The following is a 23,365-nucleotide window of genomic DNA, read 5'->3' on the forward strand; positions in this document are numbered from 1 at the left end:
GCCTCCCGAGATCCCGATCCGATTCCGTCCGTACGGCCGACAACTCAGCACTGTAATCGAACGGGAACGTTCGGTTGAGAGCCGGATCGGTATGCGAACAGTGGGACGACTGAGAGTGTTTGTCAGCGATCGGTATGCATTTCCGTCGGCCGACCGCGGCGGAACCCCCGGGAAATGAAGATCCATGCGAATGACGACGACTTTCATGCGCAATACCTGCGCAGCATGCGCACAATTGCGGGAGGATCTTCGAGGAGGTCGCGGACAGGATCGAGCCCCCTCGGCCAGGACGGCGGGCCAGTCGAGAGGGCTCTTTCACGGTGCGTATGCAGTTGTCGACGCAGTTGTTGATCGGGTTGCGCATGCAGTTGTTGATGCAGTTGTTGATGCAGTTGTTGATGAAGTTGTTTCTTCGGGCGTGGATGACGCGGATGTGGTCGTGCTGTGCGAGGCCTCCGCCGACGTCAGACGGTGCCCCGGCTCACTTCTGCGACGAACGCGTTCCAGGACTCCGCCGGGAAGGCCAGCGCGGGCCCTTCGGCGACCTTCGAGTCGCGGACGGCCATCGCCGCCGTGACGGGGGACTTGACCTCGACGCACGCGCCGTTTCCCTGCGAGTACGAGGACTTCGTCCACGTGTCCGTGACGCCTTGCTTGATTGCCATGTTCACTCCGGTGGCCGGTTGCTGAGTAGCTGTCACCGAGTTGCGGGTTCCTTCCGGAACCCACGGTTCGGATTGCGCCAAGGTTGTTCCCCCTTGGCGTGATCGACGCTACTCGCCAACATCGGCGTACGAAGCGACTATTCACTCGACCGGGTGACATATGCCAGCTGAGTCTTCCGCCGGGATAGGAGAATGGTGTATCTTCCCGCCGCCATCCAGCTACCTACCTCCCCGGCTACCTCAGTGGGCGTAGTCCTTCGCGACATCCGCGATGAACTCCCGCGACTGGTCGGCGTTGAGCGCCTGCGCCCGCAGATGCTCGTACATGACGCTGTACTTCTGGACGTCGTTCGCCTTCTCCAGGTACAGATCGCTGGTGACGCCCTCGATGTAGACCACGCTGGAGTCGGCCGCGTCGGGGAATTCGAGGATGGCGTACTGGCCGCTGACCCCCGGATGGGCACCCATCGCGAACGGGATGACCTGAACCGTCACGTGCGGCACGTGCGACATCTCGACCAGATGCTCCAACTGCTCGATCATCACCTGCTTGTTGCCGACGGTCCTGCGCAGCGCCGCCTCGTCGAGGACGGCCCACAGCCGCAGCGGGTTCTCCAGGTCGGAGATACGTTCCTGTCGACGCAGCCGCACCTGTACGCGCTTGTCGATGTCGCCGGCCGCCGCCTCTGGCAGCGCGCCCTGGATCAGCGCCTCGGCGTACGGACGGGTCTGCAGCAGGCCCGGCACGACCAGCGGGTCGTACACGCGCAGGCTCGCCGCGTCGGTCTCCAGACCGATGTAGACGCTGTACGGGATGTCGCCGAAGGAGTGCCACCAGCCCTGCTGGCGCGAGTCCTTGGCCATCTGCATCAGCGAATCGACGATCCGGACGTCCTCGACCTCGTACACCCCGCACAGGTCACGGACATCGCGCTGGCTGATGCTGCGCCGCCCGTTCTCCAGGCGGCTGATCTTCGACTGCGAGACGAGCAGCCGCTCGGCCACCTCTTCGGCCGTCATGCCCTTGAGCTCCCGGAGCCTTCGCAGCTCCTGGCCCAACCGGCGTCGCCTGACGGTGGGATTGACGTTGGACGCCACGGGACGTGCACCTCCGGCTGCGGACTGCCTGTACTTTGCGTATCTGCTGTTGAGCAGATTGCCACCAAGGTGCTTGCTACCGCTGGGAAACAGCGGATATGCAGTGCGTACGCGCCACTTGTCGCCACCTCGCGCCACCTGCCGCCACCTGGTGGCGGATATGACGACAAGCGACCATGGGCATACGCATTCACGGACATGCGTACAGGGGACGTACGCACAGGGGGCATGCGTACAGCGGGACATTGCGTATTGCGTAGGGGGACGTGCGGACATGCGGACGCGCGGGGCGGCGGGCCGTGTCGTCGTCCGGACGTACGGCCCGTCGCCCCGCGCGTCCCAGCGGCTCCCGAACCGGCTCATGGGGACTGCGGTGCGGCGCTGACGTGCGTGACGCGCGAGGCGTGGTGCACGGTGGGTGCTGCGGATAAAGCGAATACAGCGGTACTTCGGGGACTGCGGTCGTGCGGTGTCGCGGTGCTCCGTCGTGTCGGTGGATCCGTGCCGTGGACCGGTGACTCAGTGGGCCACGGCACGTGCCATCGAACTGCGGTGCGGTTGCATCGGGACGCCCCTGGCGGGCTCCGGTGCGGGCCTGGCTCCGGGGGCGGCCTGACGGCCGGTCGGTGCCGGGCTGCGGCGTGGCTGTGCGGCCACTCCGTTCTGGACGTCCATCACGGCGTGCGCCACGAGTCCGCCCATGGGGTCGTGCCTGATCAGGTCCCGGAGTCGGGAGCGCGACGAACGCCCTTCGTTCCCCGGGTAGAGGTGCTTGCCCAGGCCTACGGCATGCGCCAGTGCGGCCAGAGCGGCGGTCCGCGGGTCCGGCGGGACGCCGGTGCGGATCGCGCTGTCCAGCCGGGCCCTGATCTCCCGGCTGATCTCCGTGTCCGTCGCTTGGTAGCGAGTCGTCGGAAGCACCCCGCACATCTGGCCCGCCACGGCATGAACCATGCCGCATCGCTCCAGATGCGAGAGATATGTCTGGCGCAACCCCAGTCGGGGCCCGCCGATCCAGTTCACAGCGCGTACTGGAGCACCCCGCCTGCGGAGTAGTTCCAGCGCACAGTCCAAGGTCGGATCTCCGGTCGGCCGTGGTGCCACCACGGCGATACGATCCCCGTCTGGGGCTATCCGTCCGGCCAGCGCCAGCTCCACTAGCTGTGCTCCGGCCAGACCGAGGTCGAGCGACTGCGGCTGTGCGGTGGTACCCGTGGTCGGGTCCAACGCCAGCAGCAGAAGCTCCTCCGGAAGTGTTCTGCGGCTCCTGCCCATCCATGCCTCCCCGCGTGGATGAATGACAGGGTGACCCCTCTCACATTGGTCTGTCGAGAGCACGTGACCGGTTCGTAGTGGAACCAGTAGATATGTCGTTCTCGTCTACCGCAGGGGTCAATCCCTCACACAGGACACTGGTAGATGGTTCGGACACGGGTGTCCGGGCCGCGTGTGCACTGTTTAACGGGTTCATGGTTCGGTTGGGCGCACGGTGTGTGGCGCACGGAGGAGGCATCGGTGGCGGGCGAGTCCCCCGACAGGTCGAAGCAGCACGAGTCGTCGGCAGAACCGACGTCGGGGAGCAAGGTTCCGGATCCGCGGCTGGCGGTCGCGCGGGAGACCGTGACGGCGGCTGCCCGGGCGGACACGGCGACAGCGGTGTTCTCGACGAAGCGCTCCGCGGACTCGACGGGTTCCGCGGGTTCCGCGGGGTCCGCGGACGCGGAGGAGTCGGCGGAGCCGGCTGCCGGGAGTTCCCAGGGGAGTGACGGTTCTGCGGAGCCGGAGAAATCCGCGGAGGGTGCCGGGAAGGGCACCGGAGGCGGCGACGCGCGCCTCCGGTCCGCCGTGGCGGCCTGGGCCGCCACAGCGGACGAGGAGGCGCCTGAGGGCGCTCCAGCGGATTCGGCTGCGCCGGGCGCGGGCGAGGGCGCGAGCGGGGGTGACGGCGACGACGCCGACGCTCGTGCCGACGGTGACGGTGACGGCGCCGACGGTGATGGCATGGAGCCGGAGGCGTCGGGTGCGGGGTCGGGTGTGACCGGGGGAGATCCGGGCGACGGCTCCGGCCAGGATGCCGACCCCGACGCGGACGCAGACTCGGACACCGGCTCCGGCGAAGCGGGCTCGGGCGCCGGTACGGATGCGGCTGCGGGCGCTGCTGCCGACAGCGCCGCGCGGGACGCGGCGCAGCCGCGGCCGAAGGTCGGGGCCGGGGCTCCGGACGAGGTCGCGGGCGAGGCGAAGGGCGGGTCGGAGGGTGTCGCTCCGGCGGACGCGCCGGCCGAGCGCGCTGTTCCGCAGGCCGACTCCGCTGCGGACGCAGACGCCCCGCCGAGCAGCGGAACCGCTGCCTCCGGTGAGAGCGCGGGGAACGCCGCGGCCGGTACGAAGGCGGATGCGAAGGCCGGCTCGACGGCCGGTTCGAAGGTCGATGCCAAGCGCACGGCGGACGACCCGGAGGCGGAAGCCCCCGCGGCGAAGCCGCCCGTGGGCGCAACTCCCGCCGCGGACGCGGACTCCGCGTCAGAGCCGGGCTCCGGTCCTGACGCGGACTCCGGTCCCGAGTCCGACTCCGCGGCGAAGCCGGACTCCGCCGCGAAGCCGGATGTGCCGGATGCGGCGGATGTGGCGGCGAAGTCGGGCTCCGTCGGGACGTCGGGTCGCACGGCGAAGCCGGACTCCGCCACCGACGCGGGTCCCGCTGCTCCCAGCGCGAAGCCGGACTCCCCGTCCGACGAGGGCGAGCCCGAGCCCCCGGTCGACCAGGCCACCGCGATCTTCAAGCGGCCCCCGGCGGTGGATCAGCCCACGACCATGCTCAAGCTCGGCGGCGCCAAGCCGGACGCCGGAGCAGGCAAGACGGCCGGACCAGGCAAGGCTGCCGAGCCGGGCAAGGGTGCCGAGTCGGACAAGAGCGCTGACTCGAAGGCCGAGGCCGATAGCAAGTCGGCCGCCGGGTCCGGGGCCGAAGCGGCGGTGGCGTCCAAGGCCGAGGCCGAGGCCCCGCCCGAGCGCACCAGCAAGTTCGTCGCGCTCAAGCCGCTCGACGAGCCCGCCCCGCCGAAGGCGAGGCCCGCCGTCCCGCCGCCGGGACCCTCCGTCTCGCCCTCGGCAGCACCGGCCGGCGCCGCCCACCAGGCCGGCCCCGAGCGGACGACCCAGCAGCCCCTCCCGCCGAGGCCCCCGCTGGACCTGCTGGCGGAGCTGACGAACACCCCGCCGCGCCGCCAGACCCCGGTCCGTACCCTCGTGCGCCGGGTCAAGATCTGGACACCGCTGGTGCTCCTGCTGGCCGTGGTGTTTGCAGTCGTACAGGCCGTACGTCCGCTGCCGTCCCCCACCCTCGCGCTGACCGCCGACGAGACCTACGCCTTCAAGGGCAACAAGGTCTCCCTGCCGTGGCCCGAGGAGGGCCAGGGCTGGATGGACGTCAACGGCATCGGCACGGTCGACTCGTTCGGGGAGCAGAAACCCGTCGCGATCGGCTCGGTCGCCAAGGCCATGACGGCGTACGTGATCCTCAAGGAGCACCCGCTGAAGGCCGGCGCGGACGGCGCGAAGATCCCCGTCGACAAGAAGGCGGAGACGGAGGGCGGCTTCGACGCGCAGGGCGAGTCGACGCTCAACACCGTCAAGGAGGGCGACACCCTCACGGAGAAGGACGCCATCGCGGCCATCATGATCCCGTCCGCGAACAACATCGCGCGGCTGCTGGCGCGTTGGGACGCGGGGTCCGAGGCGAAGTTCGTCGAGAAGATGAACGCCGCCGCCAAGGACCTGGGGATGAAGAACACGAAGTACACCGACCCCTCGGGCCTGAAGGAGACCACCGTCTCCACCGCCGAGGACCAGGTGAAGCTCGGCAACGAGCTGGTGGACATCAAGGCGCTGGTCGACATCACCAAGCTGCCGACCTGGGTGGACCCGTCCGGCAAGAAGTGGGACAACTACAACCGCCTCGTGCCGTACAACAACGCCATCGGCATCAAGACCGGCTCCACCACCAAGGCCGGCGGCAACCTGCTCTTCGCCGCCACACAGGAGGTCGGCGGTGAGAACGTCATCGTCGTCGGCGCGATCCTCGGCCAGCACACGCCGCCGATCATCGACACGGTCAACGCGGTCAGCAAGGAGGCGATGATCGCCGCCCAGGACGCGCTGACCTCGCAGAAGATCCTCAAGAAGGGTGACGTCGTCGGATACGTGGACGACGGGCTCGGCGGTCAGGTCCCGGTCGTCGCCACCAAGGACGTCTCCGCGGTCGGCTGGGCCGGACAGACGGTCAAGCTGAAGCTGGACGAGGGCGGCACGGCCATCCCGCACGAGGCGAAGGCGGGAACCAAGGTCGGCTCGCTGAGCGTCGGTGACGGTACGGGTGACGCGGTCGAGGTTCCGGTCGCGCTCCAGTCGGATCTCTCCGAACCGGGATTCGGCGCCAAGCTGACCCGGGTCGCCTGACGGAACGTACGTCCTCACGGGGACGTACGCCCGCAAAGAGCGGAAGAACAGACAAGCAAAAGAACCGACCGCACCCCGCCCGCGGAGCACCACCCAGGAGCTCCGCGGCGGGGTGCGTGCTAGCGTCGCCAGGATGGGGCAAGGCCGCCCGCCGCGGGGCCCGGCCGAGAGCGGAACAACGGGACACGGGAGTGCCAGCACGTGGCGACAGCGGAGCCGACGCATGCCGACGACGCCGAGCCGGGCCGAGAGGCCGGCCCGCGAATAAGCGTGCGCACGCGGCACGTCGATCCCCCCGGCAACGCGACCGGATCGCCGCCCGACAGGGCCGAGATCCCGGGCATGGCGGACAGCCCCGACACGGCGGAGATCCCGGGCAGCGCTGCCGGGTCGCCGCCCGGCCTGACGGAGCCCCCCGGCAGCGCTGCCGAACCGTCGCCTGACGCGGCGGAGACCCCCAGTGCGGCGGAGACCCGCGGCACGGCCGGAAGCCCCGCCGCCGGACGGGACAGCGGCCCCGGACAGGGCCAGGGTCGGGTTTCCGATCAGGATCAGGAACCCGGACAGGACGCTGCTTCCGGACCGGCTCCTGTCGCCGAGCCGACCCTTGACCCCGACCCCGGCTCCCACGCCGAGGCGAACCCTGCCCCCGAGCCGGCCCCCGAGGCCGACCCGAAGAGCGACACCGCACCGGGCCGCAAGGCCACACCGGGCCGCGGTGCCAAACCGGACCCCGACGCGGATCCGGACGTGGACCCGGACGCCGACCCGGCCGACGGTGACGGCCCCGGCCCCCGAGGTCGCGAAGGCACCCGACTCCACCGTTTCCTCCGGCACCCCGCGATCCTCGCCACCGCCCTCTCCGGTGTGCTGCACATCATCTGGTTCTTCACGTTCGCGAACAGTGGGGGCGACCTCGCGGCGCAGGACGCGTGGGCGGAGTTCGTGGGGCGCAACCCCGGGTCCGCGTACAACCTCGCCTGGTACGGCGGCATGCACCCGGTGTCGTACAGCGTGGTGTCCCCGTACCTGATGGCCGTGCTCGGTGTGCGGACCACGATGATGATCGCGGGGACGCTCTCCGCCGGACTGCTCATGCTGGTGCTGATGCGCAGCCGGGCCGTCCGCAACCCCGTGGCCGCCGCTGCCGCCGGAGTGTTCGCGCTGCTGTGCAACGCGATCTCGGGCCGCGTGACCTTCGGCCTCGGCATGGTCTTCGCGCTCGGCGCCGCCGCGGTCGTCTTCTGCTGGCCGTACCGCTGGCGCTACAAGCGCTGGGCGAAGGCCCTGTGCGCCGCCCCCCTCGCCGCGGCGGCGACCGCCGCGTCCCCGGTGGCCGGCCTCTTCGTCGGCTTCGTGGCCGTCGCGCTCTTCCTGCAGAAGCGCCGCCCGGGAGCGTGGGCGCTGGGCCTCGCGCCCGCCGCGGTCGTGGGCGTCTCGGCCTGGATGTTCCCGTTCTCCGGTACGCAGCCGATGATGTTCGGTTCGGTCCTGCTGCCGTTCGCGACCGCCGCCTGCGCCTTCCTCCTCGTCCCCAAGGAGTGGAAGACGGTCCGGATCACGTCGGCGGTGTACGGCCTGGCCGTCGTCCTCGTCTGGCTGATCAACTCGCAGATCGGCTCCAACATCAGCCGGCTGCCGATGCTGCTGGGCGGGGTCACGCTGATCGCCGCGCTGCCCTTCACGGTGCCGCGCTCACGCAAGTGGTACGCGATCCTGCTGGCCTTCGTGACCGTGAACGGCTGGATCGCCTTCAAGGCCGTCGACGACATCGTGCACACCACGCCCGCCGCGTCCTGGGCCCGCGAACTGGCCCCCCTCGTCAACCAGCTCCAGGTGGCCGGCGCCGAGAAGGGCCGCGTCGAGGTCGTACCGGCCCGCTCGCACCGCGAGGCTTCCGCCCTCGCCCCGTACGTCAACCTCGCCCGCGGCTGGAACCGGCAGGCGGACATGGAGCGCAACCCCCTCTTCTACGACGACACCCTCAACTCCGCCAACTACCACGAGTGGCTGCAGCGCTGGGCCGTGCACTACGTCGTCGTCCCCAAGGGCGAGCCCGACGGTGACGGCGGCGAGCGCGAGCGCGAACTGGTCCAGCGCGGGATGCCGTATCTGAAGCAGGTCTGGGGCGACGCCAACTGGCAGCTCTTCGAGGTCACCGACCCCATGCCGATGGCTGACCCGCCCGCGGTCGTCGACCGTGCCGAGCAGGGGGAGCTGACCCTGGAGGTGAAGCGGGCGGGGCGCGTGCTCATCCGGATCCCGTACTCGCCGTGGCTCGGGCTCGTCGACGCGGAGGGCAAGAGCGTGAAGCCCCCGCAGGAGACCGAGGAGTCCAAGCAGCGGGAGGACGGGGCGCCGAAGTCGTACGACAACGTCAACGGCTGCCTGATGGAGACGGAGGAGGACGCCCAGGGCGATCAGTGGACGGAACTGCTGGCGCCCAGGGCCGGCACGTACCGTCTCGCGGCGCCCTACCAGCTGCCCCGGGGCACGGGATGCCCCGAGGAGCTGCGGGAAGAGGTCCGCGGCAGCGAGGAGTAGCGCGCGCCGCCGGGCCGCCGAGGAGGCCGGGTGGGCGCCGGGCTCGGCCGATGCGGGCCCGCGCCTCAGCCGTGAGGGACCGGCGTTCAGCCGATGTGGGCCTCGACCGCGGCCACGAGCTCCGCGGACTCCGGCTCGGTCTGCGGCGAGAAGCGGGCGACCACCGCGCCGTCCCGGCCGATCAGGAACTTCTCGAAGTTCCAGCGGATGTCGCCGCTGTGCCCCTCGCCGTCCGCGAAGCCGGTGAGCCGCTGGTAGAGGGTGTGGCGCGCGTCGCCGTTCACGTCGACCTTCTCGGTCATCGGGAAGGTCACGCCGTACGTCGCCGAGCAGAACTCCGCGATCTCCTCGGACGAGCCGGGCTCCTGGCCCATGAACTGGTTGCACGGCACCCCGAGCACGGTGAAGCCCTGTGCCGCGTACCGCTCCTGCAGCCGCTCCAGACCCGCGTACTGCGGGGTGAGCCCGCACTTGGACGCCACGTTGACGATGAGCACGGCCCGGCCCTTGTACTGGCCGAGATCCGCGGACCCGCCCTGCAGCGCATCGATGTCGACGTCGAGAGCGGACGCGCCGGAGGCGGCGGAGGAGGCGGAGGCGTTGTCAGTAGTCATGAGCGGATGCTAGCTCCGCTCCGCCGGCGCCGGATCGGCACCCTGCGCCCCGCGCCCCGAGTTCCCCGGGCTCTGGGCCCCGACGAGCACATCGCCCTCGGCCGTCCGGAAGTAGAGGACCGACCGACCCGAGCGCCGCCGCCCCACCAGGCGCGCGTCGAGCAGCAGCCTCAGATGGCGCCCGACGGAACCGAGTCCCTGCCCGGTCACGGCGACCAGCTGGCTCGTACTCATGGGGGACCCGAGCAGGACGAGCACGCGGGCCCGGGCGCCGCCGAGCAGCCGGGAGAGGCTGTCCGGAACGGCGACGGGGGAGGGCGCGCGCCCGCACTGGTGGGCCTGCGCCAGCACGCCCGAGCAGGGGTACACGACCCCGTACCGGCGGTGCTGGTCCGTGCCGGAGCGGGGGTGCTCCCGGGGCTCCTCCCACGACACCCACCCGTGCCGCTGCGGAGTCACCGGTACGAAGACGATCCGGGCGCCCGAGATCTCGCGGGGCGGGTACTCGTGCAGATTGACCTGCAGCCGGTTCTCGCCGAGCCAGCGCATCCCCGGCCGCATCGCCCCGAGCGCCGCCGCCCAGCCCTCCTGGCTCAGCCGCGCGGTGCGGGCCACGACATCCGCTTCGAGCACGAGCCGGCGCCGGTGCCAGTCGGGGCGTACGGCCTCGGTCCAGACGCGGGCGAGCAGGTCGGCGGCGCGTTCGGGAAGGTCGTCGCGGTCCCGGAGGAGCGTGGGGAGCGGACCGCGCAGGGCGACGGCGAGATGGGCTCGGGCGGCCTCGGGGGAGGCCTCGCGCACCCGGGCGACCTCCGTGGCGAAGTCCTCGTCGCCGCGCGGGGTGGGCGTGAGGAAGTCGGCGATCCACTCGCGTCCGAACCCGGCCCGGACGAGGGTGGCGGTGACGGGATCGGACGCCAACCACCCCTCGTAGGTGGGCAGATGGGTGTCAAGCCAGAGCCGTTCACCGGGATGCGCGGCGCTCCGGGTGTGCAGCGCCTTCAGGCAGGCGAAGGTCTCGGCGAGCGGCGAGAGCACGAAACGGCTGCCGGCGAGGGTGTCGGCACTGACCTGCCACCAGCCCATTTCCGCCCCCCGGTTCGTGGTCGTTTCGCACAGACGCGAAACACTAACGGTCGCCCCGGCGGGGGCCCGAAACTCCGGCGCATGCCAACGACGTACCGGTCCCTCTTCCGCACTCCGGAGTTCACACCCCTCTTCCTGGCCTCCTCGGCGCAGGTGGCGGCGCAGACGATGAGCGGACTCGCGCTCGGCACGCTGGTCTACCGGGCCACGGACTCACCCCTCCTGTCGGCCCTGAGCATGTTCGGGCCCTCGCTCGCCCAGGTCCTGGGCGCGACCACGCTCCTGTCGGCGGCCGACAGGCTGCCACCGCGCGCCACGATGACGGGCACGGCACTGGCGTTCGCGGCGGGTACGGCACTCCTGGCGCTCCCCGCCCCCCTCTGGACGGTCTTCGCGCTGATCCTCACCCTCGGCCTGGTGGCCTCCCTCGGCGGAGGCGTCCGCTGGGGCCTGCTCAACGAGATCCTGCCCAACGACGCGTACATCGTGGGGCGTTCGGTCTTCAACATGGCGAACGGCATCACACAGATCACGGGTTACGCCACCGGAGGCGTCCTCATCACGCTCCTGTCCCCGCGCGGCACCCTGCTCACAGCGGCGGCCCTGTACGCGACGGCCGCGGTGGTCGCCCGCTGCGCCCTGACCGCCCGCCCACCGAGAGCGAAGGGCCGCCCGTCGGTCCGCGCGACCTGGCACACGAACAGAACCCTGCTCGCCCCGCCCTCCCGCCGCCACCTCTACCTGGCGCTCTGGATCCCCAACGGCCTGATCGTCGGCTGCGAGTCCCTCTACGTCCCGTACGCTCCCGAGCACGCGGGCCTGCTCTTCGCGTGCGCGGCGCTGGGCATGCTGGTCGGGGACGTGGCGGTGGCCCGCCTCGCCGGACCGGCCCTGCGCCCCCACCTGGGCGTACCGCTGCTCCTGCTGCTGGCGGCCCCGTATCTCCTCTTCGCCCTGCACCCGCGTCCGTCCCTGGCCGCGGTGCTCGCCGCGCTGGCCTCCGTCGGCTTCGGCGCGAGCCTTCTCCAGCAGGAACGCCTCATGGCCGTGACGCCGCCCGAACTGGCGGGCCACGCACTGGGGTTGCACTCGTCCGGGATGCTGGCGATGCAGGGTGTGGGCGCGGCCCTGGCGGGCGCGGCGGCCCAACTGACGTCACCGGCAACGGCGATGACGGCGACGGCGGCCGTATCGATCACGGTCACGCTGGTACTGGCACGAGGCCTGAGCCCCGTACGACCGTCGCCCCCGCCGTCCCCCTCGCCCGCCGGTGCGCCTATCGAGCGACGAACTGGGTGAGTATCGCCTGGACTTCGTAGATGTCGACGCCCTTGGTGAAGGTCTTCTCGATGGGCGTGGGCGTACCGGAGATCCAGATCTTCAGCTCGGCGTCGAGGTCGAAGGTTCCGGCGGTCTCGACGGCGAAGTGCGTGATGCTGCGGTACGGAACGGAGTGGTACTCCGTCTTCTTACCGGTGATGCCCTGCTTGTCGACCAGGATGAGCCGGCGGTCGGTGAAGAGGATGGTGTCGCGGATCAACTGGAAGGCGGCGTGCACCTGCTCGTTCTGCCCCAGCAGTCGCGCGTAGTCGTTCTGAGCCTTGGCCGGATCGACGGTGTGCGCGTTTCCGAACAGTGCCATGACAAACCCCCATGGGATGCGTGAAGTCCCAAGATCCTCGCACCGTGACTCATTCGGAGCAATGCTCTGTTTCCAGGCTGTCGCAAGGGTGCGACAGCCTGGAAACGCGGCTGCCCGTGCTTTCAGGGTGACGTGTGCGGCGTCAGTTCTTGCTGCCGTCCACGATGACGGGCGTGCCGTTGGAGTCGGTCCCGCACGGGACCGCGTACACCGGGTGGGCCTTCGCGGCTTCCTTGTAGGCCTCCAGGCACTGGTTGTACAGCACCTTGTCGCTCAGCGACTTCTCGATGATCTTGTTGGCGCGGGCGACGCCCTCCGCCTCGATCCGCTTGCGCTCCGCCTCCGCCGTGGCCGTCCGCGACGCCTCGGTGGCCCGCTCGGTGGCCTGCTCCTGCTGGATCTTCTTGTCGATCTGCTCCTGCAGCTTCTTCGAGGGCCGCACATTGCGCAGATTGACGAAGGTGACGTCGATCCCGCGCGGCGCCAGGCGCTCCTTGACGAGGCCGGCGATCTCGGAGCCGATCTGCTCACGCGCGGAGGCGTAACCCTCCTCGCTGGTGTGCTTGGCGAAGACGTTGCGGATGATCTCGCGGCTGTCCGGCAGCACCAGCCGCTCCTCGACAGCCTCCTCGCTGCCGGCCAGCCGGTACAGGCCGACCGCCTTCGCGGGCACCACGGCCCACTTGATGGTGACGTCCGCGTAGAGCACACCGCCCTGCGAGGAACGGACCTCGACCACGTCGTCGTCGTTGAGGTTCAGGTCCACCGGGCGGGTGGAGAAGGACGTGACGTCGGTGAACGGCGACTTGAAGTGCACGCCCGAGGTCAACGGCGTACCCACCTTGCCGAAGGTCACCGGGACACCGACCTCGTAGGCGCTCACGACATGCACGCAGGCGAAGATGCCGGCCAGCAGCCCCGCCACGGCACTGAGAGCGGCCCCGAGCCGCCAGCCCGAGGCGCTCCGCTCCCCACCCCGCCCGACAAGAAAGAGCACGACTGCGGCTATGAACAACAGGACGGACAGTACGAACACGGCTCTCCCCCTAGAAACACCTACCCGCGCCCCCCAGGCGCGGCGGGGCGCATCGTAGCGAGGTCGGGTGACGGGAGGGGGGTGACTGGATGATCGGAAGGGATCGGATCCGATCCGAAGGGATCGGAAGGGATCGGGTCGGATCCGGGGTGGTGGTGCCGGCCGGGTGCGGGTGTCAGCCACCGAACAACTGCGGTTGCGGGCAAGGCTCCAGTTCGCCACCTGGCCGGTCGGACCACGTCCACCAGACGTGCCGGCCGGCGCACACCCAGACCTGCCGACAGACCCGTCGCCCGTCGTCCTCACGCCGACAGAGAACCATGCCGCCAGCGCTCAACTGCCGGTCGCACTCCGGGCAGACCGCATGGAGGGGCGCGGCTTCAGGTGACATGCCGGGCAGCGTAACGGGGGGTGGGGCCCAGGTTCCGCCATCTGCGGCTTCGTATCGGTACCGTGCCGGGCAAGCGAGGTGCTGAGGCCTCGGACGGGGCGGTCGGTCACGCAACGGTGGCGGGGGACTGAGTGAGAGCGCGCATGGTCAGGATCATCAGCAGGACGTGGTGGGCCGAACTCGCCGCGTACCTGGCCCTCGGGGTGCTGGCCGCGACGGCTGTGTGCCTGGCCGCCTCACTTCTCCTGATGGGCCTGCCCCATGGCTGGCAGGCGGCGACGACCTGGTCGTACATCGAGCACCGTTTCGTCTGGCTGGTCAGCCGGCTCGTGCCGGTGTCGGCGGCGGCGTACCTCGTCGTGCGTCTACGTCGTCACGCGAGGGAACGCCGGACGCGGAGCGGCTCGCCCACGTCGACTCGTTATCGGGGCCGGCACCTGTGAGTCGCGTTCGGCGGAGTCCGACGGCCCGCGGATGTCGAGAACGTGGCACCGGCTTCGTCCCAGGGATGACACCGGCCACCACCGGCCGCGCGACGCGGAACAAGTCGTAGAAGTCGACCTAGAAGGAGAAACCAGCATGGCGATTCAGCGGATGGACAACGTCGGCATCGTCGTCGAGGACTTGGACGCCGCCGTCGCGTTCTTCGTGGAACTCGGTATGGAACTGGAGGGCAGGGCGCAGGTCGAGGGCCTCGTCGCCGACCAGTGCACCGGACTCGACGGCGTCCGCTGCGACATCGCGATGGTCCGGACCCCGGACGGCCACAGCCGCCTCGAACTGGCGAAGTACCTCAGCCCCGCGGCGACCAGCGCAGGCCCGCGCAACAAGCCGCACAACATCCTGGGCACGCACCGCGTGATGTTCGCCGTCGACGACATCAAGGACACGGTCGCCCGCCTACGCCCCCACGGCGCCGAACTCCTCGGCGAGATCGCCCAGTTCGAGGACAGCTACCTGCTCTGCTACGTCCGCGGCCCGGAGGGCATCATCGTCGGCCTGGCGGAGCAACTGGGCTGAGCGGTTCAGTCGCCCGGCTCAGTCGAGCAGCGACTCCCCGAACCGTGATCCGCTCGCGAGGCCGAAGTCCGCGGAGCTGAGGGACGCGGAACCGGAACCGGTGAGGCCGGACGCCGTACCCGGCAGGGTCCACAGGCCTCCGCTGCGGTCGTTCTCGAAGGAGGCGGTCACCGCCAGGTCGGCCTTGCCGTTGTTGTCGTAGTCGGCGAGCCGGACCTGGGCGCCGAAGAGGTCATTGGTCTCGGCGGCGCCCGGAACACCGGCGGTGTCCTGGGAGATGCGCACGACACCGGACTGCGAGACACCGGAGGCGGAGCCGCGGAAGACGGTCACGTCGCCGGCGTTCTCCAGGTCGCCGAGCCGTTCGCCGTTGGCGCCTACGACCAGTTCGGCCCTGCCGTCGCCGGTGATGTCGCCGATCGCCACCGAGGAACCCCAGTTGTCGCCGTCCTCGTTGACGCCGGGCACACCGGCGCTGTCCTGGTGCAGGGCCAACGGGTCGCCGAAGCCCGTAGCACTGCCGTATCGGACGGTCACGTAACCGGCGCCGTTGCTGGGGTCGTCGATGAAGAACGTGTCCGGCCAGGTGAGGGAGGTGGCCATGTCGTCGAACCCGTCGCCGTTGATGTCACCGAGGGCGACCGCGGTGCCGCCGTCGTCCACCCGCTGTATCCGGTTCGGCCGGCCCTCCTGACCCGTCCAGATGTCGGTGCCCGGACGCCCGGTACCGGGATCGCCGGTGACGGCCAGGTCGTCCTTGCCGTCTCCGTCGACATCGCCGACGGCAACAGCTACTGGTCGCGCGGAGGTTTTTCTTGAGTGGCCATAAATCCACCAAAACATACCTCCGCCTGCACCTGGCCTCCTCATCGATTGGTATTAACTTCCGGCGATGCGCAAAAAATCACTCCGCGTGCAGTGCCGGTTAGTCTTTGTAATGCCATGATCAATCGCTGGGTCAGCGCTGTCCCGTCATTACCGGCGGGTTGGCGGACGGGCGGCATTGAGTGCGGTACAGCGCAAGGTGGAGAGTATTCCCATACTGGGCACATTCGGGCGATGTAGGCAATGTGGCGAGATGCTGTGGCTATCGCCGTGTGCCCCGATGTGGGCTGACGCGGCAACTCGTGGCGCGCTCCCGGTGGGTCATTGCGGAGAATCTGGAAAAAGAGGTATGTCCGAACTCCACGACCACGCGCGGATCCATCAAGGGCAACCCCGCCCCCGCGTATCGATCCGGTCATTCTGGTCATCCGCGGCACGCTTGCGGTGTCACAGGCGGCCCATGGTGACGAGTTCTGTAATGCGAGCATCATCGCGCAAGAAAGAGGGATAAGTTGTGAACATGCGTAATCGGGTGGCGGGTTTTTCTGCCGCAACCGCACTGGCCTGCGCCTCGCTCACCGCGTGCAGCGGCTGGACCGACGAATCGCCAGGAATTGTTATTGGGATGTCGGACGAAATCCTTTCCACGGACCCGTCTTCCGGTTACGACCCGGGTTCATGGCTGCTTTTCAACAACGTCTTCCAGACTCTGCTGAGTTTTCCGAATGGAAGTACGGATCCGCAACCGGAGGCCGCGGAGAGTTGCGCCTTCGAGGGGGCTGGGGTACGGGTTTATCGTTGCGTACTCAAAGATGACCTGAAATTCAGTAACGGTGATCCGCTCACCGCCGAGGATGTCAAGTTCTCCTTCGACCGCGTGCGGCTCATCGATGACGCGGCCGGCCCAGCCGTCATGTTCACCATGCTCGACTCCGTTGAGGCACCCGACAGTAAAACTGTAGTGTTCCGCCTCAAAGTTCCTGACGCCACTTTTCCCAGCAAAATAGCATCTGGCGCCGGTTCCATAGTCAACCACCGTCAGTACGAGGCCAAATCCTTACGCGAGGACGGTCAGGCTTCAGGCTCCGGGCCGTACAAGCTCACATCAATGAGCAAGGACGAGGCAGTCTTCTCCCCGAACGAAAATTATAGAGGCCCCGCCGAGGTGAAGAACGGCGGAGTCACGCTGAAACTCTTCCATTCCGACCAAGCCCGTCTGAGGCAGGGCCTGACGGACCACGACATCGACCTTGCCTTCCGGGGCCTGCCCGCGAAGGACCTTGTCGGCGCCGACAGTCTCGCCGATGAGCCGGGAATCCAAATAGTCGAGGGCGACAGCGCTGAGGTCCAACATCTGGTCTTCAACATGAACGACCCGGTGGCCGGAAAAATCGGCTTCCGCAAGGCCATGAGTCACCTACTGGATCGGGACGCTCTGATCAAGCAGGTGTACCAGGACACAGCGATTCCTTTGTATTCGATCATTCCTGCCGGGGTCATCGGTCATACAACGGCGTTCTTTGACACCTATGGAGACCGCCCTTCCCAGGAAAAAGCCGAAGCGGCGCTGCGCGCCGACGGGATCGAGGGAAAGGTGGAAGTGACACTGTGGTCCACCCCGTCCCGTTACGGTCTTGCCACCGATCAGGAACTGCAGGTCATCGCCGAGCAGCTCAACAGCAGTGGCCTCTTCAAGGCCAAGGTCAGGTCCGTACCCTTCGATCGCTATGAGAAGGACATTGCCGCGGGTAAGTACGGCGTGTATGTGAAGGGCTGGCTGCCGGACTATCCCGACGCCGATAATTTCACTTCCCCGTTCTTCGGCGACGGCAACGTACTGGCCAATAATTATTCGAACCGAACGATAAGCGAGACGCTGATTCCGCGCTCAGCCACCGAAAAGAACCGCGCTGAGGCGAGTGGCGACTTCGGCAAGATTCAGGACATCGTGGCCGACGATGTCCCCGTATTGCCGATCTGGCAGGCAAAACAGTACGCGGCGGTTCACGATGACATCCGCGGATACCAGTACTGCCTGGACGCCTCGACGGTGTTCAGGTTCTGGGAACTCAGCAAGGTCTGACGGGACCGAGCTGACATCGGAGAGCGCCGTGTGCGGGTTCCAGCCCGACCGCTACGACGCCGATCCTGCCGTCGTAGCCGCAGAACGCGAACTGGTACTCGTAGGCGCTGAGTACCAGTTCGCGCATGCGCCGGTCGCGCTGTCTGCGCGCGGGCACGAGACGCGCGGTCTGCTTCCGAGGTGTCCAGCTCTGTAGAGCAGCCGCATCCCCGGTTCTGTCTGGGGACGGCCCGGGGTGAACCCGGGACCTAACCGACGGTCGGGCTTCGTCGATGGCCAAGAGTGAGACCTGTCAGCGCCGGCCGCGCACCCATCAGGGCCGCACGTCGACTGCATGTGCACGCTTTCCAACTGTGGTGGTGGGGCTGTGGGCTGCAGGCACGGGCGTTCGTCTGCGTTCAGTAGGGACTGCTCTTTGGAGCGGCTTGCGCTCGCGGCTTCCGTCTCGTCTGAACGGTGCTGGATGAGACGGAAACTGAGACCGCCGCGCTGTGCCCCGTACGGGTGACACGTGACCTGTTCGGCCTCGGTCGCCATCCGCACGCTTCTATGGTGCGTCTCGCTCTAGCACTCTCAACTTCACCATGGAGCCGATGCAGTATGGCGACACCACCCGGTCAGCAGCCTGCTCAGCCGTACGGGCAGCCCCCGATGATCATCATCAACAACAGCACTTCCGCTGCGGCGTCTTCAGCAGCGTTTATTGGTGGGGCGGGCTTGAGGCGTCGACGTCAGTCGCTGTGGGCCCACTTCTGGCTGTTCATGCTCACCGCGGGCATCGGCAACGTCTTCTACGGGATGCACGTGAGCCGCTGGAACCGGGATCGAGGTCTCTGACCGCTGGCAGAAAGGAGGGTTTCGCGGCTCGGTGCCCTCCGAGGAGGGCGTTCGCCCCTGACCTCACCAGACCAAGGGCGGCCAGGAGGCGATTCGCGGAGCCCCAGCTCGGCTTCCGGACGATTGCTGGGCTGACCTGTGGCGGAGCGGCTACGGCACATGACCGGCTGACCACTCAGTCCCCGTCACTCCCCATCCGACCTGGCACGGGTCTGGCGCGGCCTCTTCCCTGCGCTGCGGTCCTGTTGATGCCAGAAGTGGATGCCGAAAGGCCCCGGACCATGATCGGTCCGGGGCCTTTCGGCTGGTGCCCCCGGCAGGATTCGAACCTGCGACACCCGCTTTAGGAGTGGGATTGGATCCTTGCTGGGTCGTGCCGGAGGCTGCCGCGTGGGGCTGTTGCACCTGGTCAGCGCCACGCCGCCTCGTGCTCAATCCGCTCGTTGACACCTCGTGCCGGATTGTCCGCTCACGCATCGCTCACGCGCCCGGAATGCTAATCGCTCAAGGCGGAGCGGGCACTGACGCACGCGAGCCCAGCAAGATCTACGAGGAACTGTGCTGACGCAGTTGTTGGACTACCGGCACCACGGCCAAGCAGAGCAGCGCGGTTCCTCCGAACGCCGCACCTGCCGAGAGCAAGGCCGCGGGAGCCGGGGTGCCGTCGAGGGTCCTGAGGAATCCGACGCATACCCCGACAAGGGCAGAGAACAGCACTATGACCAGCAGCCAGGGGATCCAGGCACTGTTCACGGGCTCGGAGGCCGACACGGGAGGGGGTGTCGGAGCGGACGATTGTTGTCGGGTGTTCACAACGACTCTTCTTTCTTGAATCAGCGGCGAGGGAAGGTGGCAGGAGCGGGTTCGGTAGACGGGCCCAGCAGCGCATCGGCCAGGGCGATGCGGGTGCGTCGCACTGAGGCAGCGGCAGCCAGATACGCGCGGTCCAGCCCGTCAAGGCCGTTCAGCGCGGCCACGATCTCTTGCTGCTCGGCCGGCTCCGGCAGTGGAATCCGCAGCGACCCGAGGGATTCGGACCGGAGCGACGGGGCAGCCGTGGCGGCGGCCCGGTCTCGCATCCAGGCGACGGACTCGTCCAGGCACAGGTAGTGGAGCAGGTACTCCGGCAGCACCTGGTCCTTTTGCGCCTCGGGAACACGGAGCCGGATGACATTGGGGCTCATCAGCCAGCCGGCCTGATGCTGCTGCACCAGTGCCGGCGGAACGATCGCACCGGAGCGGACACACACGATGTCCTTGTGCCGCAGCTCGAAGTTCTTCAGGCGACGGGCAGTCTCCTCTGCTACCCGCTCGTCTTCCTCGTCAGTGATGCGCCGGTCCTTCAGGTGCCGTGGAAACACCACGGGAACCGGGCCTTGGGTGCTGCGCTGCTTCTTGCCGAGTTTGGAATAGGACGGTCCGGCCTGGATCTCGCAGATTGAGTCGAGGCTGGCCACGCAGGCTGGCTGTGTCCTCCGCAGCAGCGGCCCACGGCCCCCGACGAACGGCAGCTGAGCGGCGCCGTCTTGTATGTCCCGTAGGTGCTCTTCGGTATCGCGCAGCCGCTCCCAGGCGGACGCGAGTTCGTGCTCGATACCCTCCCCTCCATCGCTCCGGCGTTCGACATGGTCAAGAGGGTTGAGGGAGTAGTCGCTGAGCCGCAGTTCTTCCCGGGACACCAGGGCGGCGGGTACGCGCGGCTCCTCGGGCGTCGTCCCGAGGGGAGGCGCGGCCCCTCCCTCGTTCCTGTGAGCGCGGTAGGCGTCGAGGAGGGATTCGGCGTCCAAGGCGCTGAGAACCCGGCGTGCTCCGTTCTTCGCTCCCATGTGTCGTGCGTCGAGAAACAGCGTGCTGGTGCACGGGTTGTCGGGGTGGCGCAGCATCCACACGGAGACCGGTACGGCGGTGCCGGTGAACAACTGGGCCGGCAGGGCGACGACACAGTCGACGACTCCGCTCTCCACCAGATTCCGCCGAATTGTCTGCTCGGCCTTGTGACCGGAGTTGCCTGCTTTGTTGGGCATGATGATCCCGGCTCGGCCCCGCTCGCGCAGCTTCGCCAGACAGTGCTGGACCCAGGCAAGGTTGTCGTTGTCGAGCGGCGGAGCCCCGTACTCCCACTGCCCCTCACGACGCTCTCCGCGGCCGGGGTCGCTCATGTTGAACGGTGGGTTGGTGAGCACGATGTCGTACGACTCCAGCGGAGCCCGCCCCGGGCTGTCGTGCCAAGGGGGTGTGCGTTTGAGGTCAAGAGCAGGGGAGACGCCATGAAGAAGGAGATTCATGGTCGCCAGTCGCCATGTGTCGGCGCGCCGGGTCTCGCCATACGTCTGCAGCGTCTCGTTGCGAGGCAGACCATCCTCGTCCACGGCGCAGGCGGCCGTGGCCTCGATGAGGAATCCTCCGTCACGGGCGTACGGGTCGTAGGCGGATTCCGGTTCCCCTGGACCGAACTCCGAGCAGGCCAGCCGTGTCATCAGCCGGACCACAGGGCGAGGAGTGAAGAACTCGCCGCTGCCCAGAGCGGCTTGTTGCTCGTACTCGTCGAGGATGAGCCCGAACACGTCCTCGGAGAGGCGGCTCATCGCGTCCACGACGTTGCGAAGGTCCCGAGCGGTCCGCGGCTCCAGGCGCCCCAACGCCTCCTGCATGCTCGAATGGACCCCGAGTCCACGCATGTCCTCGTCCGCCGCGCGACCGACGTCCCGGAGCAACTGGGCCGCATCGTCGAGGCCATTGAGGACGCGGGCGCGGGCGGCCAATGTGTCGAAGCGGTCAGGGGCGGCGCCGCGGAGATAGTGGAGGCAGAGCAGCAGGTTCAGATAGTCGAGCACGCTGGCTGCCCCCCGCACCCGGTCGATGAGGCTGCCCATCAGATCGGTTACGATCCGCCGGTTCTCGGGGCGGGGTTCATCGACAGCGCCGGTCGGCATGCGGTACGACGACCCTGTGCGGAGACGGTGCTTCGCCGCGTCGGCTAGGGGCTTACCGGCTTCTTCCTCCTTCCGGGCACGGTCCCCGTAGGTGGTGCTGGCGGGCTCTCCTGCGACGAGCCGCCCAGACGGCACCGGTCGCCGGTCCAGCCAGTCCATGATTTCCGAGCGCCGGAAGTAGTCCTGTCCGTTGGAACGCTGCGGAGAGGGGAAGCCGGTCTCCTGCCCTTCCCAGGCTGTTACGGTCGGTCGGCTTACACCCGCGAGCGTGGCAATCTGCGCTCGTCCGATCAACGGATCCTCACTGGTCGGCGGATAAGGCATGAGTGCGGGCCCCCTTCAACTGCGCCATGAGTAGTGGTTGATGAAGAGTGATCCTAGAAGCGACTGACTCCGCTGAACCAGTGCGCACCTGGAGTGCGCATTCTTTCTTGGGCCGTCTGAACTTGAGCCGATGGCACGGGACGTCGGCATGAACTTAACGTTCTAGCCGTCGTCACAGGGTGGTGTGACTGCCGCGTTCGCCTGAAGGGGGTTTTTGGGTTGACTGTTCGCTCGCGAGTGTGGGGGCGTCAGAACTCCTCTTGCTGAACTGGCTGGCTCCGGTCGCGGATCCCCGGTGTCGGGATCCCGATGTGGGTCCGGCGATCGCCGAGGCCACAGCCGGGCTTGTGCCACGTGCCTGGAGCCCTTTGGCTACTAACGGCGATGGTAGACTGTGAGAAAGTTGGAAAGTTAGAGAGTCGCAATTTAACTAAATCCTGGGTAGTCTGAGTAGCGAAGAAGACATGGAAGGTGAGAGTGGGAGGTCATCCATGGCTGTGGCTACGTTCCAGGCCGGCGTGCGCGACAAGGGGCAGCTGACGCTGCCCGCGGGCGTGCGCGAGGCGCTGGGGGTCTCCCCAGGTGACGAGCTTGAGTTCGAGATCAACGATGCCGGAGTCGTCGAGGTTCACGGGCTGAGGAAGATCCGCACCGATCAGGCATGGTTCTGGTCGGAGCGGTGGCAGGCGGGTGAGCGCGAGGCCAGCGAGGACATCGCGGCTGGGCGCACAACCCGTCACGAGGACGTGGACGGCATGTTCGCGCACCTCGACAAGGAGAGCTGACCCCGACCCGCCAGGAGACCCTATTGCCGACTTTCGTGACGACTGCCCGCTTCGACCGCGATTTCAAGAAGCTCCTTCCGCAGGAGCGAGAGCGGTTCGAGGACACCGTCCGGAAGAAGTTCGTACCGGATGTTGCGACTGGGCAGTTTCGGCCCGGCCTGCGGGTCAAGCCGGTCCAGGGAGTCAGGCTCCCTGACGGCGAGCGTCCCATCATGGAAATGACTTGGGCGCCTGACGGGCGCGCCACCTGGCAGTACGGAGACGAACTCCGCGAGGGTGAGCCGCACGTTGTCTGGCGCCGGGTTGGTGGACACGAGATCTTCGATCCCGGTCCCGCCTGAGGAACCGAGAGCGGCCCCCCACCTGATACACGTGGGGGGCCGCTCTCGTGTCGCCCTGCTGAGGTCGTGCCGCCGAACGGCGTGGCGTGGTTTCCACCCGCTGGATTGGAGAACTGATCCACCTCGCCAGCGTCACCGCGGTTCATCGAGCTGTGCGAAGGCATCGCCTCCCGCCGGTCTTGCTTCACGACCTGCGCCACGGCGCGGCAACGTCGGCCTATGCGGCCGGGTGTTCGCCATCACCGAGGCCGCAGGTCGGCTCGTACCACCGCGGTGCCACTTCCGAGAACCCCGTTCTTGAAGCGGAGGTCGAACCCCGCAGCGCGGACACACTCGACCCGCAGTCGGTGTCGGATGCTCCCCGTTGGGAGATTCTCGGGAGATCAACTCCCCGTCCGCTCACGCAAACGGCCCCGGACGAGGAGTCCGAGGCCGAATAGGGTGCCTCCCTGAAGAGGAAACCCCAGGTCAGCGGCGTAATGCGCTGTGCCCCCGGCAGGATTCGAACCTGCGACACCCGCTTTAGGAGAGCGGTGCTCTATCCCCTGAGCTACGAAGGCGGGGCTTGTGCGAAACCTTGCGTGGAACTCGATGCACGAGTCGTGGCCAGGTCTCCCGGTCAAGCCCTGAGCGTTCTCGGTCGTTGCCGCGGGGATGAGGTGCGGGAACCGCGCCACGTGCCG

Annotated in this window: 18 protein-coding genes, 1 tRNA gene and 1 pseudogene; 9 read left to right on the forward strand and 11 right to left on the reverse strand. The window is 68.2% G+C overall.

Annotation, left to right across the window (positions count from 1 at the left end):
• Positions 1-464: 464 nt before the first annotated feature.
• The 3 genes from ACZ60E_RS40185 to ACZ60E_RS40195 all read right to left on the reverse strand — a co-directional run bounded on the left by ACZ60E_RS40185 (position 465) and on the right by ACZ60E_RS40195 (position 3,038).
• Positions 465-665, reverse strand: coding sequence for a DUF397 domain-containing protein (locus tag ACZ60E_RS40185; RefSeq protein ID WP_248777910.1), 201 nt, complete (start codon positions 663-665; stop codon positions 465-467).
• Positions 666-905: 240 nt separating this feature from the next.
• The gene (locus ACZ60E_RS40190; protein WP_107015496.1) at positions 906-1,763 is read right to left on the reverse strand and encodes a helix-turn-helix domain-containing protein; all 858 of its coding nucleotides are present in this window, start codon (positions 1,761-1,763) and stop codon (positions 906-908) included.
• A 519-nt stretch (positions 1,764-2,282) separates the two neighbouring features.
• Complete coding sequence (locus ACZ60E_RS40195; RefSeq protein ID WP_107015497.1) at positions 2,283-3,038, reverse strand: GOLPH3/VPS74 family protein; 756 nt, start codon at positions 3,036-3,038, stop codon at positions 2,283-2,285.
• 240 nt (positions 3,039-3,278) lie between these two features.
• Here ACZ60E_RS40195 and ACZ60E_RS40200 point away from each other — a divergent pair, with 240 nt between their 5' ends.
• Both ACZ60E_RS40200 and ACZ60E_RS40205 read left to right on the forward strand, forming a co-directional pair.
• Positions 3,279-6,221, forward strand: a complete 2,943-nt coding sequence (locus tag ACZ60E_RS40200) for a D-alanyl-D-alanine carboxypeptidase (protein WP_469447081.1) — start codon at positions 3,279-3,281, stop codon at positions 6,219-6,221.
• 201 nt (positions 6,222-6,422) lie between these two features.
• Positions 6,423-8,765, forward strand: coding sequence for an MFS transporter (locus ACZ60E_RS40205; RefSeq protein WP_469447082.1), 2,343 nt, complete (start codon positions 6,423-6,425; stop codon positions 8,763-8,765).
• Positions 8,766-8,851: 86 nt separating this feature from the next.
• On the opposite strand, the gene ACZ60E_RS40210 is transcribed toward ACZ60E_RS40205, so the two are convergent.
• Together ACZ60E_RS40210 and ACZ60E_RS40215 are read right to left on the reverse strand one after the other, a co-directional pair.
• Positions 8,852-9,379 carry a glutathione peroxidase gene (locus tag ACZ60E_RS40210; RefSeq protein WP_385838523.1) on the reverse strand — a complete coding sequence of 176 codons (528 nt, stop codon included), beginning with the start codon at positions 9,377-9,379 and terminating at the stop codon, positions 8,852-8,854.
• A 9-nt stretch (positions 9,380-9,388) separates the two neighbouring features.
• Entirely contained in the window at positions 9,389-10,465 is a 1,077-nt protein-coding gene (locus ACZ60E_RS40215) for an ArsR/SmtB family transcription factor (protein WP_469447084.1), read from the reverse strand.
• Positions 10,466-10,546: 81 nt separating this feature from the next.
• On the opposite strand from ACZ60E_RS40215, the gene ACZ60E_RS40220 reads away from it, so the two are divergent.
• Positions 10,547-11,764, forward strand: coding sequence for an MFS transporter (locus ACZ60E_RS40220; RefSeq protein ID WP_469447085.1), 1,218 nt, complete (start codon positions 10,547-10,549; stop codon positions 11,762-11,764).
• On the opposite strand, the gene ACZ60E_RS40225 is transcribed toward ACZ60E_RS40220, so the two are convergent.
• Positions 11,742-12,107 carry a PH domain-containing protein gene (locus tag ACZ60E_RS40225; RefSeq protein ID WP_384810641.1) on the reverse strand — a complete coding sequence of 122 codons (366 nt, stop codon included), beginning with the start codon at positions 12,105-12,107 and terminating at the stop codon, positions 11,742-11,744. The two genes, ACZ60E_RS40220 and ACZ60E_RS40225, sit on opposite strands and share 23 nt — an antisense overlap.
• A gap of 142 nt (positions 12,108-12,249) precedes the next feature.
• On the reverse strand, positions 12,250-13,143 hold the full coding sequence (locus tag ACZ60E_RS40230) for a prohibitin family protein (protein WP_469447087.1): 894 nt from the start codon (positions 13,141-13,143) through the stop codon (positions 12,250-12,252).
• Positions 13,144-13,677: 534 nt separating this feature from the next.
• Here ACZ60E_RS40230 and ACZ60E_RS40235 point away from each other — a divergent pair.
• Together ACZ60E_RS40235 and ACZ60E_RS40240 are read left to right on the forward strand one after the other, a co-directional pair.
• On the forward strand, positions 13,678-13,977 hold the full coding sequence (locus tag ACZ60E_RS40235; protein WP_469447088.1) for a hypothetical protein: 300 nt from the start codon (positions 13,678-13,680) through the stop codon (positions 13,975-13,977).
• Between the two features lie 136 nt (positions 13,978-14,113).
• Positions 14,114-14,554 (forward strand): VOC family protein, encoded by a 441-nt coding sequence (locus tag ACZ60E_RS40240; RefSeq protein ID WP_469447089.1) that lies wholly within the window; start codon positions 14,114-14,116, stop codon positions 14,552-14,554.
• Positions 14,555-14,572: 18 nt separating this feature from the next.
• On the opposite strand, the gene ACZ60E_RS40245 is transcribed toward ACZ60E_RS40240, so the two are convergent.
• Complete coding sequence (locus tag ACZ60E_RS40245; protein WP_469447091.1) at positions 14,573-15,397, reverse strand: FG-GAP repeat protein; 825 nt, start codon at positions 15,395-15,397, stop codon at positions 14,573-14,575.
• A 502-nt stretch (positions 15,398-15,899) separates the two neighbouring features.
• On the opposite strand from ACZ60E_RS40245, the gene ACZ60E_RS40250 reads away from it, so the two are divergent.
• Positions 15,900-17,462 carry an ABC transporter substrate-binding protein gene (locus ACZ60E_RS40250; protein ID WP_469447093.1) on the forward strand — a complete coding sequence of 521 codons (1,563 nt, stop codon included), beginning with the start codon at positions 15,900-15,902 and terminating at the stop codon, positions 17,460-17,462.
• 28 nt (positions 17,463-17,490) lie between these two features.
• Here the strand turns inward: ACZ60E_RS40250 and ACZ60E_RS40255 are convergent.
• Positions 17,491-17,634 (reverse strand): annotated as a pseudogene (locus tag ACZ60E_RS40255) (phosphorothioated DNA-binding restriction endonuclease); the annotation flags it as partial.
• A 545-nt stretch (positions 17,635-18,179) separates the two neighbouring features.
• Between ACZ60E_RS40255 and ACZ60E_RS40260 the strand changes: the two are divergent.
• Complete coding sequence (locus tag ACZ60E_RS40260; RefSeq protein WP_469447095.1) at positions 18,180-18,299, forward strand: DUF8108 domain-containing protein; 120 nt, start codon at positions 18,180-18,182, stop codon at positions 18,297-18,299.
• 833 nt (positions 18,300-19,132) lie between these two features.
• On the opposite strand, the gene ACZ60E_RS40265 is transcribed toward ACZ60E_RS40260, so the two are convergent.
• Entirely contained in the window at positions 19,133-21,556 is a 2,424-nt protein-coding gene (locus ACZ60E_RS40265) for an N-6 DNA methylase (protein WP_469447096.1), read from the reverse strand.
• A gap of 491 nt (positions 21,557-22,047) precedes the next feature.
• Here ACZ60E_RS40265 and ACZ60E_RS40270 point away from each other — a divergent pair, with 491 nt between their 5' ends.
• On the forward strand, positions 22,048-22,341 hold the full coding sequence (locus ACZ60E_RS40270) for an AbrB/MazE/SpoVT family DNA-binding domain-containing protein (RefSeq protein ID WP_469447098.1): 294 nt from the start codon (positions 22,048-22,050) through the stop codon (positions 22,339-22,341).
• 23 nt (positions 22,342-22,364) lie between these two features.
• The gene (locus ACZ60E_RS40275; RefSeq protein ID WP_469447099.1) at positions 22,365-22,682 is read left to right on the forward strand and encodes a hypothetical protein; all 318 of its coding nucleotides are present in this window, start codon (positions 22,365-22,367) and stop codon (positions 22,680-22,682) included.
• Between the two features lie 487 nt (positions 22,683-23,169).
• Here ACZ60E_RS40275 and ACZ60E_RS40280 read toward each other — a convergent pair.
• Positions 23,170-23,242: transfer RNA gene (locus tag ACZ60E_RS40280), tRNA-Arg, on the reverse strand.
• Between the last annotated feature and the right edge of the window lie 123 nt (positions 23,243-23,365).

The organism is Streptomyces sp. NPDC102514 (assembly GCF_055584525.1).

Excerpts from the sequence above, each read along its gene's own strand:
- ACZ60E_RS40185 (WP_248777910.1), bottom strand. The coding sequence starts at position 665 with ATGGCAATCAAGCAAGGCGTCACGGACACGTGGACGAAGTCCTCGTAC.
- ACZ60E_RS40195 (WP_107015497.1), bottom strand. The coding sequence starts at position 3,038 with ATGGGCAGGAGCCGCAGAACACTTCCGGAGGAGCTTCTGCTGCTGGCG.
- ACZ60E_RS40210 (WP_385838523.1), bottom strand. The coding sequence starts at position 9,379 with ATGACTACTGACAACGCCTCCGCCTCCTCCGCCGCCTCCGGCGCGTCC.
- ACZ60E_RS40215 (WP_469447084.1), bottom strand. The coding sequence starts at position 10,465 with ATGGGCTGGTGGCAGGTCAGTGCCGACACCCTCGCCGGCAGCCGTTTC.
- ACZ60E_RS40220 (WP_469447085.1), top strand. The coding sequence starts at position 10,547 with ATGCCAACGACGTACCGGTCCCTCTTCCGCACTCCGGAGTTCACACCC.
- ACZ60E_RS40225 (WP_384810641.1), bottom strand. The coding sequence starts at position 12,107 with ATGGCACTGTTCGGAAACGCGCACACCGTCGATCCGGCCAAGGCTCAG.
- ACZ60E_RS40235 (WP_469447088.1), top strand. The coding sequence starts at position 13,678 with ATGGTCAGGATCATCAGCAGGACGTGGTGGGCCGAACTCGCCGCGTAC.
- ACZ60E_RS40240 (WP_469447089.1), top strand. The coding sequence starts at position 14,114 with ATGGCGATTCAGCGGATGGACAACGTCGGCATCGTCGTCGAGGACTTG.
- ACZ60E_RS40245 (WP_469447091.1), bottom strand. The coding sequence starts at position 15,397 with ATGTTTTGGTGGATTTATGGCCACTCAAGAAAAACCTCCGCGCGACCA.
- ACZ60E_RS40250 (WP_469447093.1), top strand. The coding sequence starts at position 15,900 with ATGCGTAATCGGGTGGCGGGTTTTTCTGCCGCAACCGCACTGGCCTGC.
- ACZ60E_RS40265 (WP_469447096.1), bottom strand. The coding sequence starts at position 21,556 with ATGCCTTATCCGCCGACCAGTGAGGATCCGTTGATCGGACGAGCGCAG.
- ACZ60E_RS40270 (WP_469447098.1), top strand. The coding sequence starts at position 22,048 with ATGGCTGTGGCTACGTTCCAGGCCGGCGTGCGCGACAAGGGGCAGCTG.